The following is an 18,465-nucleotide window of genomic DNA, read 5'->3' as shown; positions in this document are numbered from 1 at the left end:
CTGGTTTTTTATGTCTAATTGGATGTTGTGCAATGCTGGTACAACCTTAATTTGTTCAAAGGACATGAAGGTTTTTACTAACACTGTGGCGAATTAAATTATATTACGATAACCGCGATAATGAAGAATGTGTCTTGACGTTAATCTAGATTTTACAGTCAAAAAAAATTTTGTTATATCGTGAAAAGGAGTGTATATATGAAATTTAATGAGTATGAGTATAGACGTCCTGAAATGGATGAGATTAAAACCCGGTTCATGAAGGCCTTGGGAAAGTTTACGGACGCTGAAAATGCTGCTGCACAAATAAAATCCATGGAAGAAATAAGTGAAATTCGAAATTATGTGGGTACGATGTTTAATTTGGTCTATATTCGACATTCCATTGATACCAATGATGAATTTTATAAAGCGGAGAATGATTATTTAGATGAATTCTCCCCTGAAATGGAAGAGTTAACATCAAAATTTTACAAAGAACTCGTCCGCTCGAAATATCGTCAGGAGCTTGAGGGGAAATGGGGAAATCAACTATTTGACTTGGCAGAGGCACAGCTTAAAACATTTTCGCCCGAAATCATACCGCAACTGCAAAAAGAAAATAAATTGTCAAGTGAATATTCGCAATTAATTGCCTCTGCAAAAATTCACTTTGATGGAAAAGAGCTAACACTTGCGCAGCTTCAGCCTTTTATGGAGTCGGCGGACCGTGAGTTAAGGAAAAATGCAAGTAAGGCATATTACGGTTTCTTTGAAGAAAAGCAGGAGGATTTGGATCGTATATTCGATGAACTTGTCAAGGTGAGGCATGGGATTTCGATAGCGCTAGGTTATGAAAACTTCGTGGAGCTTGGGTATTATCGAATGACAAGGACTGATTATAATGCTGAAATGGCTGCTGCTTTCCGCAAGCAGGTGAAAGAAGAAGTGGTACCGCTTGTAACCCGGCTGAAGGGACGTCAGCGTGAACGGCTTGGCTTGGAGAATTTGAACTATTATGATGAGAATTTTCATTTCAGAACGGGTAATGCCGTTCCGAAAGGCGATGCTCAGTGGATCATCGGAAATGGGAAAAAGATGTACCAAGAGCTTTCACCTGAAACGAATGAGTTTTTCAACTTTATGATCGATAATGACCTGATGGACCTTGTGGCGAAGAAAGGAAAAGAAAGCGGGGGCTACTGTACTTTTATAGAAGACTATAAAGCTCCATTCATCTTTTCAAATTTCAACGGGACTTCAGGGGACATAGATGTTTTAACACATGAGGCAGGCCATGCATTCCAAGTGTATCGCAGCCGTAATCTTGACATTCCGGAGTATTATTGGCCTACCTATGAAGCGTGTGAAATCCATTCGATGAGTATGGAATTTCTAACCTGGCCATGGATGGAGCTATTTTTTAAGGAAGATACGGAAAAGTATAAGTTTTCCCATTTAAGTGGTGCACTTACATTTCTCCCGTATGGGGTAGCCGTTGATGAATTTCAGCATTTTGTCTATGAGAATCCTGATGCCTCCCCAATTGAAAGAAAGCAGGCTTGGCGTAAGATCGAGATGGAATATTTGCCGCATCGTGATTATGAAGGGAATGAATTCTTGGAGAATGGTGGGTATTGGCAGCGGCAAAGCCACATTTATCAGGCACCTTTTTATTATATCGACTATACATTGGCTCAAATTTGCGCTTTCCAGTTTTGGAAAAGGTCGGCTGAAAAAGATGAAACGGCTTGGAGGGATTATTTGAACCTGTGCCAACTTGGAGGCAGCAAATCTTTCCTTGGTCTCATTGAATCTGCGAATTTGAAATCCCCATTTGTTGAAGGTACTGTTCAGTCCGTTGTAAAGGTGATAGACGAATGGCTTTCAACTGTCGATGATAAAGCATTATAAAAGATGAGATTTTATATGATACGGTAAAAAATTGAATGCTTTTAAAAAAACGCTTGAGAATTACTCCTTAAGCGTTTTTAATCTTTCATCACATTCAGGAAGTTAGGCAGGGCACAAACAAATCAACTGCTTTTAGCCTTAGGGAAATGCATAAGAGGTGAATAGGGTGCAATGATGGAGAGAACTTTTTCTTTAATGCCTTTAAGTCATGGTAAAAAACAGCTGACATAAGGAATATTGCTTGGCTTGTCTTAAATGTCCCTTCCTTACATATAAATGTAGGGAGGAGGGGAGAGTATGCTGTCAAGGTGGTCAGGGATTTTTCAGATTGCAGCGGTATATGTAGGCACAGTCGTCGGTGCAGGTTTTGCAACTGGAAAAGAGATTGTCGAGTTTTTTACCCGTTATGGCTTTTATGGCTTTATTGGTATTTTAATAGCAGGTTATATTTTCATTTTTACTGGAACGAAAATCATGCTCATTTCCGCAAGAATCAGAGCATCTTCTTATGAGGAATTCAATGAATTTCTTTTTGGAAAGAAAATAGCAGGAATCATCAATATTTTTTTCCTTATCATGCTGCTAGGGGTGACGGCTGTCATGATTTCCGGTTCAGGCGCCGTTTTCGAGGAACAACTTGGCGTTCCGAAAAGTATAGGAAGCTGGTCTACGATCATCCTGGCATCCTTGGTCTTGATGATGGGTATGCGCGGGGTATTCACTGTAAACTCTTTTGTAGTACCAATCATGATCTGTTTTAGTTTGATCCTTTTTTTCTCGACTTTGGGAAATGGGGATTTCTTCAAGAACCTTACTAAAGTTCCCGATGAAATGATTACCTTGAAAGTGATTTTGTCACCATTTGCCTATACAGCCTTTAATCTTGCTTTGGCACAGGCTGTGCTGGTTCCGGTGGCTTATGAAGTCCGGGATGAGAAGGTCATTAAACATGGAGCAATCCTTGGGGGGATATTCCTAACCATCATTTTATTATCGGGGCATTTTTCACTTATGACACTTCCTGACGTGAATAGTTATGAAATTCCTTCGGCAGTTATTATGAGAACGGCAGCCGGTCAATTATATTGGATGTTCATTTTGGTGATCTACGGGGAGATATTCACTTCGGTCATCGGAAACATATATGGATTACAAAGGCAAATCAGCAATTATATCAAATTGCCAAGCATGCTAATCATAGCTGTGATTTTTTTAATAGCTTTGATCATTAGTGAATTCGGATATGGAAGGTTATTAGGATACATTTATCCGATTTTTGGATACATAAGCCTGCTTTTTTTAATTCTGGTCTGGAAAAGCAAGGCAGGAAAGAAGTAATGAAGTACGGGGGGCAAGATATTTGCCCTCCGTCCCAGGGGAAATGGGGGTTCATCCTTTCATAAGCGTCTTAGCCATTTCTAGAAAAGCATCCCGGAAATCCATATCTTTTTTCGTGAAAATAGTTAAGCGGACGGGTGCTTTCTCATCCTTGAGCAATATGGAAGTGATCACATCATCCCCACTTTCGACTTCAAATCCCGCGCCGTTCTCTATATCAAGTGCCGGATCCCTAATCGTTTTTGAATGGCTTTTCAGCTGGGTATGAACATTTTCTTCCACCTCATCCCAATTGACATCCGCTGTCAACAATTCGATTCTCATATAAATGGAGTCATCTTCAGTCAGGAAAATAATATCCTTTCCAGGTTCTTCGGCACTTAATTTAAATTGTTGCAAAACATAGAGGCTGAACGGTTGATTATCACTTCTTTTTAAGAACGCTGTTTTTACTATTTCTTTCCCATTACTTGTATATTGCAGGTTTTGCTCCATCAGTCTTACTTTGTTGTTGTTTCCGTCATTGCCACCTTGAGAAGAATTGCCTTCGTTCTCCTCGTTTACTGAATCTCCCTGTGGCCCATCTGCATTTTTGTCTGTGGTCATACCGCAGCCAGTCAGCAAAGCGGCGAATGCGGCACAGCCAATAGAACGTGCCCAACTAGTCATTTCTTTTCCCTCATCTCTCTGATAGAAATAAAAATTCATATAATAGATATCCCCGCAATCACAAATGCAGGACCTTTAATGAGATAGACGGTATGGAGTGAATATTGTTACAAAAAAGCAGGAGAATGAATTGGCATGCTTCTAAAAAGTGAAAACGGAATGGTCATTAAGAAACCATCCCGTTTGTTTACATTGACTTATCCTATGATTTTATAATTTTTATGGTTGACGACGGTCTTCTGTTCAAGTTCCAAATCACGATAATTTTCCATATACGTGACGTCCACGATTACTGAGTTCTCGTTCACTTTCTCGACGATTCCTTTTAAGCCTTCTCTAAATTCAATGATATTTCCAACTTCCGCTTTCTTCATGGTAATCATCCTTTCCCATTTCGTTTCCAATGATCAAACTATGGAGTAATTGGATTATTCGAACATCTTGCCGTTTAGATATTGACGTGGGAAGTGCAAGTAAGAGAATTAGATTCTCTTCTGTCGGTACAGTAAGCTAAACTGTTAAAGGAGGTGCAATTCTTGTATGGAGCAGATGTAATGATGTGGCATAATTTGGTATATCTTGAGAGCACAGTTATGCATACCAGTATGTAATCCTATGTACAAAAAATGCCAAACATTTTACATTATGATATTTTACTATACAGTTTGCACTATTTTAAAGCATTCGTAAAGAATAATGTAGCAAGAGGCCCTTAAAAAATTCCGATTTATATTAAGCGGCATGTTTATGATAAAATGGAAACGGAATTTCTCCTGTATGAATATGGATAGAACATTTGATAATTAAGGAGGATAATATTATGAATGCTGAAGAAGCAAAAGATGTGCTCGATAAACTGGCAAATCGGGAAATGGATGAATTCAGGATAACAAAGGAAGAATTTTTAGCTTTTCGTGAGGTTCTTGTAAAAAGGGACGACTTTAAACATTTTCGGGGGAATGCTCAACATAACGGTGTGATAATTTATACGTATTTAGAAGAAGCGAGAAGTTAATGCCCGGATATATTGGGGTGGCTCATGACTGGGCCACCCTATTATTTACAGTGGAAAATCATTTGCTTCCTTAATTTAATTAAAGTGGACTTTCTCCACGATTTTACAGATGCTGTAGTGACTTGATATAACTCAGCAATTTCAGTCACTGTTTTATTCTTCAGGTAGGTTTGCAAAAGCCAGCGTTGCTGATTCAATGTCAAGCCTTCAGTATAGTGTAAGATGCTTTCGATGGCGAAGGCCTCTTCATGCATTGAAAAAGGATCTTTAATCTCTAGTATGGTGGAATCAAGTGGTTTGCTGTAGGCTTCATATTTATGATGATGCTTCAATTCATTCAGGATTTTGCCTTTGATTACTGTGTAGGCATAGTTAGAGAATTGTCCGTATTCCTCATTGAAACTTCTAAATGAATCCCATAAAGCAATCAATCCTACTTGAAAATATTCTTCCTTATTTTTATAGATGGCAAGTGAACGGATAATATGATGGATCATAGGGGTGAATTCAGTCTTTAGAGCTGAGAAATCATCCATTGAGCAGCTACCTTTAGAAAGTGCACTTTCAGTATTCCCGGGTGCTTCTACCATAAATGATCCGTTCGGCTATTGCGAAATGGCATAACGGAAAAATGTATGGGATGAAAAGTGGGTTATCAGGCGTGAACCAGAAACTAAATTGAAAGGAAAAGGGAGATTCGGGAGTATTGAAAGTGTTTTGAGCGTGGGTATGACCAAAAGAAAAACACATCCGGATAGTGGATGTGCCAATTCTTCTTCGAAAGATTTTAAGTTCTTTAATGGTGACTCCTTCTCGTTTTCATTTTCGTTCAAGTTAAACCTATATTCATATGAAGATGATGTACTTTTCTTTTACAGATACTTTTCCTCGCAAGCATCATTTAGTATAAACGTCAGCAATAGCTCAAAGTCTCCGTTCACATGGAGCTCAAGATAACACTGGGTTACTCCACGGAGGCTGATATCGAGAACGGGCATGTCCCATTTCGGCTTTCATTATCTATATTGGGCACTTTTATTATATTGAAAAAAACCAGGAAGTGGGGGAGAAAAGCTGACAAGCTTCATCCCTGTTGTATTTCATTATGTATCCCCCTGAACATTTCTATTGCAATTTCCAAAGTAGGCATATTGATAAAACCATTATTTTTGTTAACTCTGCGATTTTCGGAATCCAGCATCCTGTGCGTCATGCTCGGTACAAAACATTTCTTCTGGTTTAGTTATTTCGTAATATTGGCCCGAAGGAATGTGATATATTTTATTGCCTTTAGAATTTATATTGCCTTTAATTTTGGGGTTACTGCAAGATGAGTTCACAGTGGTTTTTTCCTCTGATTTTTCCCCTGACTTCGAATCATCAAACCCTCTTGAAGTTGCATAGTTTTCAATTGACCATATACCGATTTCGTTTTTTTGGGCTTGTTTCTGAATATCTTCAAATTCATCAAGATATTTAGTGTTCGGTGCATATACATAGGCTACCCTGGCCAGTCCTTTTTCAAGCAGGAGCTTATTCACCATTTTTCCATCAACATAAAAATAGGCAAGCAGCCGGCCGTATTTATCTCTTTCACCAATGCCGGTTTCTACTTCCACTTTAGAACCAGCAGGCATTAAATCCTTGGTGAACTTGCTTGCTTCAGGTCCAAAAGGCTGAACGGGCTTGGAAGGGTGCACGGTTTCCGGGGTATCTACCAAAAGGAGCCTGACCGTTTCTTCATTTCCGTTAGTCATTTTGATTTTTACTGTATCTCCGTCAACAACCCTGACGATCTTGGCTGTGAATGTCTTGCCTTTTTCTTCTTTGGAAGAATCCGTTTTGGATTGGATGTCTTCATTTACCAACGAATTATCCTGTTTGGATTCATTAATCAGGTTATCTGATGCGGCCTGGCAGCCAGACAAAGAGATCAGGCAAATGGCAGTAAGGAAAAAAACATACAGATAAGAATGTAAAAAGGAATTTTTGTTCATGATAAGTTCCTCCATTTCAAAGGTGTTTTCCATGTCCGTCATGGATATATTCGGCAGGAATAATACTAACCTATAAAAAAGGGAAAGAAAATGAAAAATCATAAAAATTTTTACATGGATCGCTACTCCCTATCATGATAGTTTCTTATAATGATAGGGTGGAATATGAGAGGCAGGCGTGAAAAATGATGTTTAGGCTTGAAAATATTAGGTATAAAGGGATTCTGCATATTGATGAGTTGGAAATATCCGCTTGTGTGGTTACTTGTTTGACTGGGGAAAGCGGAGCAGGAAAAACCTCATTGCTCCGATTATTGAACAGGATGGATGACCCGGATAGCGGTTCGATCTATTATCAAGATCAGTTGCTGGATAAATTCAACCCAATAGAGCTCCGGCGTAAAGTCACAATGCTGTCTCAGACATCGTTCACTTTACCCGGAACGATTGAAGAAAATCTCCAGCTGGGCCTGGAATTGACAGAACGGAAAAAAAAGGAAAAATCCGAATTGGTGAAGGCGCTTGAAACCGTCGAGTTACAGAAGTCATTAGACGAGGGAACGGAGAATCTTTCTGGCGGGGAGAAACAGAGGCTCGCACTGGCGAGGTTACTTTTATTGAAACCCGAAGTGTATTTACTGGATGAGCCGACAGCAGCTCTTGATGAGGAAACCGAACTGAGGATCATGAGCCGATTTTTAGAAGAAGTAAAACGGGAAAAAGGAACGGTCATCATGATAACGCATTCAAAACAACTTGCGGACATCTGTGCTGAAAAGATGATCGTTCTGAAAAAGGTGAAGGGGAGTGACTATTAATGGAGGGGAATGGGATAATAGATATTGAGTTCTGGCGTCTTTGTGCGGCCTACTTCTTTGTTGTAGTTCTGCTCATTATCGTGAAATGGCGAGGGATTTCAAGGGAAAAGCAAATCATTCTAGCCACGATACGGATGACGGTCCAACTCATTCTTGCCGGTTACGTTTTGACATATATCTTTGAAAATCCCCACCCTTTACTTTCTATAGGGTTTCTATGTGCAATGGCTCTGTTCTCCATCCATAATATTTTTAAGCAAGTGCCCTATACGCTTAATGGGAAAATCAAAAGGATGGTTATCCTAAGTATGTTGACAGGTCCCATGGCCGCCCTGTTTTATTTTAATCTGGTCGTGATCCATTTCACGCCTTGGTATGAGCCAAGGTATTTCATTCCAATAGCAGGGATGATTGTGGGGAATGCGATGACTGGAGTGACATTAGCGCTTAAAAACCTCCATGATGGGATTAGCAGTAATCGCGAAAAGGTAGAAGCGATGTTAATGCTTGGAGCGACACCAGCGAGGGCCGTGAAGAAATATGTGGATGCTGCATTCGATTCGGCAGTACTCCCAACTTTGAACAATATGCTCGGAATGGGGATTATTTTCCTTCCCGGAATGATGACAGGGCAAATCCTGTCGGGGATAAGCCCGCTCATCGCAATTGAATACCAGATTGCCATACTTATTGGGATTCTCGGGAGTGTTTCATTAACAGTTGTCCTTTTCATTATGCTGAGTTTCAGAGCTTTTTTCACCAAAAATGCACAGCTGTCCATTTAATCATTGAAGAATCTGAAAAGTAATAGTTGCAGTTCTATCTATATTTTTGTACTATTTTTTAGGTACCAGATAGTTTTGGTTTGTTTGTTGGGAATGATAATGCTATTCTGATAAGGAAAAGGGTTTTTTCATTTCTTTCCTGATTGGATAGAGAAAGTCCCTTACATAATCTAATTTTGTTAATTTATCTTAAAGGAGATTGATTTATATGGTAGAAAAAACATTTACAGTAACTGCAGAAACAGGAATTCATGCTCGTCCGGCTACATTGCTTGTACAAGCTGCAGGAAAATTCGATTCAGAAATAAACCTTTCTTATAAAGAGAAAAAAGTGAACCTTAAGTCCATTATGGGTGTAATGTCACTAGGAATTGGCAAAGGGGCAGAGATTACGATTTCTGCTGAAGGAAGCGATGAAAATGATGCACTGAACACACTTGCTGAAACATTGAACAGAGAAGGATTAGCAGAATAATGTCCACTTTGATTAGTGGAATAGCAGCTTCAAACGGAATAGCCATCGCTAAAGCCTACCGGCTGACTGAGCCAGATCTATCGATTGAAAAAAGAAGCATAGAAGATGTCGGGGCCGAAATATCCCGTTTTAAGGATGCTATTCAAAAGTCAACAGTTGAATTGGAGATAATCAGGGATAAAGCCGAAAAGGACTTAGGGGCCGATAAGGCCGCTATTTTTGACGCGCACCTGCTTGTTTTGGCTGATCCGGAACTTATAACTCCAATTCAGGATAAAATACAATCAGAAAACGTCAACGCTGAGTTCTCCTTAAATGAAACCGCAAGCATGTTCATTACGATGTTTGAACAAATGGATAATGAATACATGAAGGAACGTGCAGCAGATATCCGAGACGTCACCAAACGGGTATTATCACATCTTTTAGGTGTTCATATTCCAAATCCAAGCATGATTGCTGAAGAAGTGATCATCATTGCGGAGGATTTGACTCCATCCGATACAGCACAGTTGAATCCGGCTTACGTCAAAGGTTTTACGACCGATATCGGTGGACGTACATCCCATTCAGCCATAATGGCGCGTTCATTGGAAATTCCAGCAGTCGTTGGGACAAAGTCAGTAACCTCGTCCATCGAAAATGGTGACTTGGTCATTATTGACGGGTTAAAAGGTGAAGTGCACATCAACCCTACTCCTGAACTCGTAAAACGCTACGAAGAGGACCAGGAAGCCTATGCTTTGCAAAAGGCTGAGTGGGCGAAACTGGTCCATGAACAAACGGTTACAAAAGATGGACATCATGTGGAATTGGCTGCAAATATTGGTACGCCGAAAGATCTAGAAGGCGTTCATCAAAATGGCGGTGAAGGCATCGGGTTATACCGTACGGAATTTCTTTATATGGGCAGAAATGACTTTCCAAGTGAAGAAGAACAGTTCGAGGCATACAAAGCGGTGCTGGAAGGAATGTCAGGAAAGTCTGTAGTCGTCAGAACGCTTGACATAGGCGGAGACAAGGAGTTGCCGTATTTAGAGCTTCCTAAGGAAATGAATCCTTTCCTTGGATACCGAGCGATTCGCCTCTGCTTAAATGAGCAGGAGATTTTCCGGACACAGCTCCGTGCCCTGCTTCGTGCAAGCATCTACGGAAATCTGAAAATCATGTTCCCAATGATTGCGACACTAGGCGAATTCCGCGAAGCAAAAGCCGTCTTGGCTGAAGTTAGACAGGAATTGCTTGATAATGGTGTTCAAGTTGCTGAAAAAATAGAAGTCGGAATTATGGTTGAAATCCCTTCAACTGCAGTGATGGCTGATATATTTGCTAAAGAAGTCGATTTCTTCAGCATAGGCACCAATGACTTGATTCAGTATACGATGGCCGCTGACCGAATGAATGAGAGAGTATCTTATTTATACCAACCATATAATCCAGCGATTTTACGCCTGGTTAAAATGGTTATAGATGCAGCTCATAAAGAAGGGAAATGGGCCGGAATGTGCGGTGAGATGGCTGGAGATGAAGTGGCCATCCCGATCTTGATCGGAATGGGCCTTGATGAATTCTCAATGAGTGCCACTTCTATTTTAAAAGCACGTTCTTTAATCAGCCAACTTTCACTTGAAGAGATGAAAAAACTATCTCAAGAAGTTTTAGTGCTGGATACGAATGATAATGTGAAAGAAGCGGTAATTAACGCTTTGAAGCAATAAATAATGACAAACAGCACCCCATCCCCTTTGGTTGGGGTGCTGTCCTGTAATTTTTCTTAAATCTTTTTAGAAAGAATGTTTATTGCAACAAAATGGGGGTAAATAAGAAGCAAGCACAGTTGTTTGGCTCTATTAGGGCAGCTGACATTCTCATTTCCCCCTTTGTCGCCGGTTGGTTAATCCAACCGGCAGTTTTTTTGAGTTTTTCCAAGGGAAATAAAAAAACACGGGAATGATTATTCAAATTTTTCACTTTTCGATTATGACGATATAATGGAATTATAATTTATATATTGAAAATGGAGGATTGATAGTATATGGAACTACATTTGAAAAAGAAAAATGCTTTGATTTTAGCTTCAAGCCAAGGTTTGGGGAAGGCGATGGCAGCTGAACTGGTTAAAGAAGGAGCAAATGTCATGATAGCCAGCCGTGATGGAGAAAAGCTTGCCGCCGTCCAAAGGGAATTATCACAGCTTGGGGCGGGTAAAGTGGCTTATATGGCAACGGATATAACAAAAGCTGAAGATATTAAAAGCCTTGTTGAACGAACAGCTGAGGAGTTCGGCGGTATCGACATTCTTATTAATAACGCCGGAGGTCCTCCCGGTGGGGCATTTTCAGATTTCAATGATGAAGAATGGCAACAATCTTTTGAACTTAATTTATTAAGCTTCATCAGGACGATCCGTGAGAGCTTGCCGCATCTAAAAAAACAGGGCGGAAAAATTGTTAATATTGCATCTTCATCCATTAAGGAGCCTATTCCAGGATTGATATTATCGAATACATTCCGCACCGCAATCGTGGGATTGTCAAAGACGCTTGCTTCCGAGTTAGCTCCAGACGGGATTTTGATCAATACAGTCGGTCCTGGAAGAATTGCAACAGACCGCATTCAGCACCTTGATAAAATGAATGCAGAGAAACAAGGCGTCACTCCCGAGAAAATAACTGAACAATCCATAAATAAAATCCCTCTTGCCCGTTACGGGGAACCCGAGGAATTTGCTAAGTTCGTTACTTTCCTTGTTTCAGGTGCGAATACATATTTAACCGGCCAGTCCTATTTGGTTGACGGGGGAATGATAAAGTCCATTTAAGGTTTTTTGAAACAAAATGATTGGGAGGAATTTGCAGTGACGAAATCAAACGAAGTTATCGGATTCATAGGTTTAGGAGTTATGGGAAAAAGCATGGCCGTAAATCTGCTAAAGGCAGGGTTTGAGGTATTTGTTTATACTAGGACGAAAGAGAAGGCAAGTGAATTGCTTTCACAGGGCGCGAAGTGGGCATCTTCACCTAAGGAAATAGCACAGTTAGCTAATGTGATCATTTCCATGGTAGGATACCCTAGCGATGTAGAGGAAATTTATTTTGGAGAAAATGGGCTTATCGAGAATGGGAAAAAAGGAACCCATTTAATCGATATGACGACCTCCACTCCATCCTTGGCCATGAGAATATCAGAGGAAGCCAAGAAAAGAGGAATGCAATCATTGGATGCACCGGTTTCCGGAGGAGACATCGGTGCTCGTGATGCGAAGCTTACGATCATGGTGGGCGGGGATAGTGAGGCATTTGAAGCGGTTCGGCCCATTTTTGATATTATTGGCAGCAATGTTGTACATCAAGGCCCAGCTGGGTCAGGACAGCATACGAAAATGTGCAATCAAATCGCCATTGCATCTAATATGATCGGAGTAACTGAAGCGATTTCTTATGCCAAAAAGGCGGGATTGGATCCAGACCGGGTTCTAAGAAGCATATCATCGGGTTCTGCCGGTAGCTGGTCACTGTCCAACCTTGTGCCGCGAATGGTCAAAGGGGATTTTGGACCAGGTTTTTATATCAAGCATTTTATTAAGGATATGAAGATTGCACTTGACGAAGCGGAAAGAATGGGAATGGAGGCGCCTGGATTAAGCCTGAGCAAATCCCTATATGAGGGGCTGGCAGAAGCTGGCGAGGAAAATAGCGGTACCCAGGCATTATATAAACACTATAATTAAGTGCTATCATTTCTTTTTCATGAATAAGCTGATAGCGACAGCCTTTATAAAAAGGAGCGATCGATATGGGCGAATTCGATGATATCAACATGAAATTCCAGGAATTAGAAGATGGTCGATATATTGTCAGGATTGAAGGTTATAAACGCGAAAAAACCATTCACCAAACAAAGCCCATTCGTTGGGATCTGAAATTAATGAATGAAAGTCCGCTAATCTTGCCGGTGAAATTCAGTCATATCGAAACGAATGCCGGTTTCCAGATCCTGATGCGCGAGTTGAAAAGTTTAGGTCTTTCTAAGCCGCGCTCCGCAAAGGAATTTGAAGAAGTGATGGCTGACTTACTCGGTTCCATCGTTGAAGTGAGCCTTACCACGACAAATAAAGAAGAAGGATATCGGGAAATTCGTTTTTTACGGAGATTGTATTAGTTGTCCGGCCTGGTGAAAAACCATCAGTAGCCTGAAATCTTTGAGAATAGGAAAGTGGCCCTCAATCATTCCATTGAAGGCCACTTTTTTTGTCCGAATCGCTCAAGATAAAAATGCTTCTATACGGTCCAAAGCCTTTTCCAATGTTTCCATGGAATAGGCATAGGAAATCCTAAAGTACCCTTCCCCAAGTGGAGAGAAAGCGTCACCAGGGACTACCGCCACTCTTTCCTGTTTGACAAGATTGAGGCAAAAGTCAATGGAAGAGGTATAGCCCTCAGGCAGCTTTATAAAGAAGTAAAAGGCACCATTTGGTTTGACTATTTCCAGTTTCATCGCTTCTAATCGACTGTATACGTAATCCCGTCTCCGTGCATACTCGGTCTTCATGGGAATGGCATCATCCTTACCTGCCGTCAATGCAGCCAAGGCAGCTCTCTGCGATATGGAGGAGGCACAAGTCACATTGTATTGATGGACCTTCAGAATATGCTGAGAGATGGCTACCGGCGCAAATAGAAGGCCTATTCTCCACCCGGTCATGGAATGGGACTTGGATAAACCGTTCAGGACGATGGTTTGTTCTTTTAAGAAAGTGGCAATCGATACATGTTCCTGATCGAATACAAGTTCACTGTATATCTCATCAGCCAATATGAAGATGTCCTTGCCTTTTACAAGTTCGGCAATGTCCAATAATTCTTCTGCAGACAATGTTACCCCAGTCGGATTCGATGGATATGGAAGAACGATGCAACGAGTTTGATCAGTTATGTACTTTTCAATTATATCTGCAGTCAAACGAAATCCATTTTTTGTTGTATCGGCGTAAATGGGTGTTGCACCGCACATTTTGATGATAGGTTCGTATCCTGGATATACCGGCCCTGGTAATATGACTTCGTTCCCTGGAATGAGAATCGTTCGAAAGGTAATGTCAATGCCCTCGCTGGCACCTGAGGTCACGATGACTTCATTCGCTGGATCATAACCAAGCTTGTATTTATCCTTTATATATTCAGAGGCAGCTTCCCTTAATTCCAGATAACCGGCATTGTGAGTATAAACAGTATAATCATTATCGACGGCTTTTTTTGCCGCTTCTTTTATATGCATTGGAGTGGGAAAGTCAGGCTGTCCTATCGTTAAGGAAATGGTGCCTTCGATATCAGCGACCATATTGTAGAATTTACGGATCCCTGATATTTGAACGTCTTTTACTAAAGGGTTTATTAAATGTTCCATGATGAATATCCTCCCTTTTCATACTTCATGAGATTATGTACTATGTTTGACGGATTCATTCTATTTTATCATTTAGTTTGGATGGGGGAGAAATACTTTTTGAGATTATTGAATTAAAGGTATAATGAATGATAAGAAAATTTTGAGGGTTGATACAAATGATAAGGACTTGTGCAATTACTGCTAACCAAGAAATCAGTTTCGGTTTACCTCTAACAGAAATGAATAATCCGGATATCGAGTGGTATTGGGTGGATTTTTCCAATCCCACAAGCAATGAAATCAAACTTTTATCCAGTCATTTTCACTTTCATCCGCTGGCAATTGAAGACTGCCTGGATGATTTTAACCAACGTCCCAAAATGGATTTTTATGAGGACTACCAATTTCTTGTAATACATGCTCTCACGCAAAAGACCTTTAGAGCGGTTGAATTGGATATGTTCGTTGGCGAAAAATGGATAGTCACTTTTCATAAGGAAGAAATGCTTGAACTTGAAAAGGTCTGGGAAGAGATTTCTGACAATAAAATGTTGAAGCATGGTCCCTTTTTCTTGATGCACAGGATAATTGACAGGATTGTTGATGAATTTTTCCCTCCCGTCTATAAAATAGAAGGCGAGTTGGGTAACATTGAGGACAATACTGAAAATGAAACGATAAACGACTTGATGGATCAGCTATTCGATTTACGTACGGATATGTCCAGGCTCCGTCGTACCATATTACCGATGCGTGATTTATTGTACAGGATGATTTCATCAGAGCGGCTGAATTACTTAAAAGACCAGCACCTATATTTTAATGATGTGTATGATCATCTTCTTAAATTAACTGAAATGCTGGAATCCTATCGGGATTTCTCTTCCGATATCCGGGATAGTTATTTGTCGGTGAACTCTAATAATATGAATTCAACGATGATGACATTGACTGTAATCACTACCATTTTCATGCCGCTGACCTTCATAGTAGGCGTATATGGGATGAATTTTAAGTATATGCCGGAATTGAATTGGCACTATGGCTATTTCCTCATCCTCGGAATGATGGGCGGAATTGCCTTGATGATGTTTTTATACTTTGTTAAAAAAGGTTGGCTCAATCCAAGGAAAAGGTCATGAAAGAGCTAAAAATACCCAACTGACCTGTTAGTTATATGATGGGAAAAATACCGAATTTATGAGTGCTAGGTGTTGAAATGGAAGTTTCGGCTGTTGACAGTCCAGAGGAAAGCGGGCTGTATGCTGGATTTTGGTTACGCTTTGGCGCGAATATCATTGATGGAATTATAATAGGAAACCCTGCTGGAATCTTATCGGTTTTATGAGTATTTTTTGATGGAATTAGAGGAAAAGACAATGGAGCCTTTATTTTTACCATGCTTAGCTTTCTTTATTATAGTTTGTTGTATTCCTCTAAATGGTAAGGGAGTGTCGGTAAAATACTCCTGAATATTAAAGTTACGGATTTATATGGAGAACGAATCGGGTTTGGAAGGGCTGCAGGGCGTTATTTTGCAACGATCCTATCAGGTATGATCATTTATATTGGTTATATCATGGCAGCGTTTACGTCGAAGAAACAGGCACTTCACGATATGATTGCGGAACAGTAATGGTAAAAAAATGAGCTGGGTAAAAAGGGGACCTGTATGGGTCCCTTTTTTGTTTGGCCTTAATAGATAAACACATCTTGATCCTTTTTTATCATTGCGCTAAACAAAAGACAAAATTAACCGAATTATTAGGTATGTGTTGATGATAAAAAAACATGATAGGTCCATGTAACTGACAATCAGGATTTTTATGCTGGTTAAAAGATTTAGGGAATTATAAAAAGTAAGAGAAGGGCGAGATGAAATGGAAACTAATAAAGGGATATTACTGGAAAGTGGTACAAATGAGCTGGAGATAGTGGAATTTGGCATCGGTAAAAATAAATTCGGCATTAACGTAATTAAGGTGAAAGAAATCATTAATCCTGTTCCTATCACGCTTGTACCTCATTCCCATCCAAATGTGGAGGGGATCATTGAGCTTCGCGAAGAAGTCCTGCCGGTTGTGAATGTAGCGGATGCTTTAGGATTTCCGCCATCTGAAACCCCTGAGCAGGATAAATTCATAGTCGCTGAATTCAATCAGCAAAAAGTGGTTTTCCATGTTCATACTGTAACACAGATCCATCGTATTTCCTGGTCTCAAATAGAGAAGCCTTCGGATATGTATCAAGGGCTTGAAAGTCAGATTATCGGAGTAATAAAATTAAAAAGCGAAATGTTACTGTTACTCGATTTTGAAAAAATAGTGGTCGAAATCAATCCGGAATCGGGAATAAACATCCAGCAGGTTAAAAAGATTGGTAGCCGACAAAACTCAGATAAAAAATCCTGATTGCAGAAGATTCTCCATTACTGAGAAAGCTGCTTTTTGATACATTGTCGGAAGCTGGATTCAAGTACTTGGAGTTTTATGAAAATGGACTTGATGCAATTAATTATCTGGAGAATTTGATTGATTCAGGAAAAGTGGCCGAAAAAGAAGTGCAACTTGTGATTACCGATATTGAGATGCCCCAAATGGATGGTCATCATTTGACTAAAAGAATAAAGGAAAGCGGTGAACTCGCAGTATTGCCGGTGATTATTTTCTCTTCCTTGATTACGGACAGCCTGCGTCATAAAGGGCAGGTCGTAGGGGCTGACGCCCAAATCAGCAAACCCGAAATTGCTGAGCTAATAAAATTGATAGACAGGTTTATATTATAAATGTGTGAAAACGGGCCGATGAGGCATTACCTCACGGCCCGTTTGATTTATCCGGAATTCATACTTAATACTTGGAACCTTTTCCTAAAAAGGAGGATGGGAATGGATTGTGAAAAGGTTGCTTGACCGACCCACGCCCGTAAGCCCTTTTCTCGGTATTGGTTGGGGTCGGTTGTTTTTCACCTGCTTGTCCAACGTAAGATTGCAGGATTTGTTTGGCCTTGGATAATGACAACGCAGCTTTAGGATTACGTATGGATGCTGCCCGGCTGCCGAGGTGGGGTAGTTTTTTCAAATCTTCCTTAGTGGGAGGCAGATGAAAAACATATGATCCGCATTCGACAATCACGTCGGATTGTTGTGCTGCAAAGCGAGGGTTATCAGAGAAATGAAGTCCTATCTTCTTCGCTTTTCCTTCTTGCATAAGCTTGCTTAATGCGAGCCGTTTCAAATTATATAAATTTTTAGGCTCCAACGCAGTTTTTGCGTGCTTATTAACAATAAACACGGCTTGGGCAAGGGAGTTAATCGAAAACTCATCCCTTTCAGAATGTCCTTTCGTTTGGTTCATTATGGAAACTCCTTTTCTTAATAAGGTTAGAAGGGCATTGCAAACTCCTTCAATAAAAACCTGTTTTTATAATGGGTGAAATATAGACGTGTGCCAATAAGGCAAGAAATAGTTAAAAATTAATGCATGTACATACCTAGGCTATGACAATCATTTCCCAACACTTTACCATCTATGCATTTCATATTATACCACTTCAAAATATATAAGGAAGTAAAATTCAATCGGATGCCTTTTAAGCTAAGAAAAAGAAGGCGTTTAATGACGCCTTCTGTCCAATCCTCATCTAGTGTATATATTGATATTTTCGGATACTCCAGCCTGTGCGCCGAATTGTTGTTGCTGGTAGCCCTGAAAACCTTGATAAGCAGGGTAAGCAGGATAAGGAGGGTAAGCGGGTGGAAATGGGGGAGGATATGGAGCGTAGACTGGTGGACGGTTATTGAATAGCAACGGTCCAATTGCCAATCCTGCAACAAAAGCTACAGGCGCCAATAGAGGAAAGAAAGGAAAGAAGCGCTCGTCATTCCAATATTCAGGTCCATATTCATTCCCATATGCATTTCTGTATTCGTTCTGTAGCATCATGGTTTGTGGATAGTGGTAGTAAGGAAAATGCTGTACTTGCATAATTAGCCTCCTTTTCTCTAATTCTTTACATAGTATGGATTTTTTTTAGAAAAGAGCCTGTTTCATCTTAATCTGTTATAATGAATCTACTTGTGAGAAAA

Annotated in this window: 20 protein-coding genes and 1 pseudogene; 14 read left to right on the top strand and 7 right to left on the bottom strand. The window is 40.2% G+C overall.

Annotated features, from left to right (window positions below):
- Positions 1-198: 198 nt before the first annotated feature.
- Entirely contained in the window at positions 199-1,893 is a 1,695-nt protein-coding gene (locus AC1DVK_RS01390) for a M3 family oligoendopeptidase (RefSeq protein ID WP_477625692.1), read from the top strand.
- Positions 1,894-2,190: 297 nt separating this feature from the next.
- Positions 2,191-3,231, top strand: coding sequence for a YkvI family membrane protein (locus AC1DVK_RS01385; RefSeq protein ID WP_410860194.1), 1,041 nt, complete (start codon positions 2,191-2,193; stop codon positions 3,229-3,231).
- A 51-nt stretch (positions 3,232-3,282) separates the two neighbouring features.
- On the opposite strand, the gene AC1DVK_RS01380 is transcribed toward AC1DVK_RS01385, so the two are convergent.
- On the bottom strand, positions 3,283-3,900 hold the full coding sequence (locus AC1DVK_RS01380) for a hypothetical protein (protein WP_141133626.1): 618 nt from the start codon (positions 3,898-3,900) through the stop codon (positions 3,283-3,285).
- A 197-nt stretch (positions 3,901-4,097) separates the two neighbouring features.
- A complete protein-coding gene (locus AC1DVK_RS01375) occupies positions 4,098-4,274 on the bottom strand; it encodes a YkvS family protein (protein ID WP_064505160.1) in 177 nt (58 codons plus the stop codon).
- 446 nt (positions 4,275-4,720) lie between these two features.
- Here AC1DVK_RS01375 and AC1DVK_RS01370 point away from each other — a divergent pair, with 446 nt between their 5' ends.
- Positions 4,721-4,915: a hypothetical protein gene (locus AC1DVK_RS01370; RefSeq protein WP_061462231.1), complete on the top strand. Its 195-nt coding sequence runs from the start codon at positions 4,721-4,723 to the stop codon at positions 4,913-4,915.
- A gap of 41 nt (positions 4,916-4,956) precedes the next feature.
- Here the strand turns inward: AC1DVK_RS01370 and AC1DVK_RS01365 are convergent, their stop codons facing one another.
- A complete protein-coding gene (locus AC1DVK_RS01365; RefSeq protein WP_477625691.1) occupies positions 4,957-5,451 on the bottom strand; it encodes a sigma-70 family RNA polymerase sigma factor in 495 nt (164 codons plus the stop codon).
- A 636-nt stretch (positions 5,452-6,087) separates the two neighbouring features.
- The gene (locus AC1DVK_RS01360; RefSeq protein WP_089362496.1) at positions 6,088-6,912 is read right to left on the bottom strand and encodes a thermonuclease family protein; all 825 of its coding nucleotides are present in this window, start codon (positions 6,910-6,912) and stop codon (positions 6,088-6,090) included.
- A 188-nt stretch (positions 6,913-7,100) separates the two neighbouring features.
- Here AC1DVK_RS01360 and AC1DVK_RS01355 point away from each other — a divergent pair, with 188 nt between their 5' ends.
- From AC1DVK_RS01355 to AC1DVK_RS01325, 7 genes are all read left to right on the top strand, one after another.
- Complete coding sequence (locus AC1DVK_RS01355) at positions 7,101-7,730, top strand: ABC transporter ATP-binding protein (RefSeq protein WP_477625690.1); 630 nt, start codon at positions 7,101-7,103, stop codon at positions 7,728-7,730.
- Entirely contained in the window at positions 7,730-8,515 is a 786-nt protein-coding gene (locus tag AC1DVK_RS01350) for an ABC transporter permease (RefSeq protein ID WP_089362360.1), read from the top strand. The genes AC1DVK_RS01355 and AC1DVK_RS01350 overlap by 1 nt, the downstream gene beginning before the upstream one ends.
- Before the next feature lie 208 nt (positions 8,516-8,723).
- Complete coding sequence (locus tag AC1DVK_RS01345; protein ID WP_061462235.1) at positions 8,724-8,990, top strand: phosphocarrier protein HPr; 267 nt, start codon at positions 8,724-8,726, stop codon at positions 8,988-8,990.
- The gene (ptsP, locus tag AC1DVK_RS01340; RefSeq protein WP_410860198.1) at positions 8,990-10,708 is read left to right on the top strand and encodes a phosphoenolpyruvate--protein phosphotransferase; all 1,719 of its coding nucleotides are present in this window, start codon (positions 8,990-8,992) and stop codon (positions 10,706-10,708) included. The genes AC1DVK_RS01345 and ptsP overlap by 1 nt, the downstream gene beginning before the upstream one ends.
- 317 nt (positions 10,709-11,025) lie before the next feature.
- Positions 11,026-11,811, top strand: coding sequence for an SDR family oxidoreductase (locus AC1DVK_RS01335; RefSeq protein WP_089362362.1), 786 nt, complete (start codon positions 11,026-11,028; stop codon positions 11,809-11,811).
- 6 nt (positions 11,812-11,817) lie between these two features.
- Positions 11,818-12,720, top strand: a complete 903-nt coding sequence (locus tag AC1DVK_RS01330; protein ID WP_477625689.1) for an NAD(P)-dependent oxidoreductase — start codon at positions 11,818-11,820, stop codon at positions 12,718-12,720.
- Positions 12,721-12,785: 65 nt separating this feature from the next.
- Positions 12,786-13,151, top strand: a complete 366-nt coding sequence (locus AC1DVK_RS01325; protein ID WP_061462238.1) for a hypothetical protein — start codon at positions 12,786-12,788, stop codon at positions 13,149-13,151.
- A 102-nt stretch (positions 13,152-13,253) separates the two neighbouring features.
- Here AC1DVK_RS01325 and AC1DVK_RS01320 read toward each other — a convergent pair whose 3' ends face one another.
- Positions 13,254-14,396 (bottom strand): aminotransferase A, encoded by a 1,143-nt coding sequence (locus tag AC1DVK_RS01320; protein ID WP_410860202.1) that lies wholly within the window; start codon positions 14,394-14,396, stop codon positions 13,254-13,256.
- 158 nt (positions 14,397-14,554) lie between these two features.
- Here AC1DVK_RS01320 and corA point away from each other — a divergent pair, with 158 nt between their 5' ends.
- The 4 genes and pseudogenes from corA (at position 14,555) to AC1DVK_RS01300 (ending at position 17,163) form a co-directional block, all read left to right on the top strand.
- Complete coding sequence (gene corA, locus AC1DVK_RS01315; protein WP_477625688.1) at positions 14,555-15,520, top strand: magnesium/cobalt transporter CorA; 966 nt, start codon at positions 14,555-14,557, stop codon at positions 15,518-15,520.
- Positions 15,521-15,597: 77 nt separating this feature from the next.
- Entirely contained in the window at positions 15,598-15,726 is a 129-nt protein-coding gene (locus tag AC1DVK_RS01310; protein ID WP_477625687.1) for a hypothetical protein, read from the top strand.
- A gap of 114 nt (positions 15,727-15,840) precedes the next feature.
- Positions 15,841-16,014 carry an RDD family protein gene (locus AC1DVK_RS01305; RefSeq protein WP_477625700.1) on the top strand — a complete coding sequence of 58 codons (174 nt, stop codon included), beginning with the start codon at positions 15,841-15,843 and terminating at the stop codon, positions 16,012-16,014.
- A 244-nt stretch (positions 16,015-16,258) separates the two neighbouring features.
- Positions 16,259-17,163 (top strand): annotated as a pseudogene (locus tag AC1DVK_RS01300) (chemotaxis protein).
- Positions 17,164-17,227: 64 nt separating this feature from the next.
- Here AC1DVK_RS01300 and AC1DVK_RS01295 read toward each other — a convergent pair.
- Positions 17,228-17,734, bottom strand: a complete 507-nt coding sequence (locus tag AC1DVK_RS01295; RefSeq protein ID WP_061462243.1) for a YkyB family protein — start codon at positions 17,732-17,734, stop codon at positions 17,228-17,230.
- Positions 17,735-18,016: 282 nt separating this feature from the next.
- Complete coding sequence (locus tag AC1DVK_RS01290) at positions 18,017-18,364, bottom strand: hypothetical protein (protein WP_375166246.1); 348 nt, start codon at positions 18,362-18,364, stop codon at positions 18,017-18,019.
- Positions 18,365-18,465: the final 101 nt, after the last annotated feature.

Source organism: Peribacillus sp. P4_B1 (genome assembly GCF_056402395.1).
Note: the sequence above shows the minus strand (reverse complement) of the source record. Positions and strands in the feature narration are given on the sequence as shown.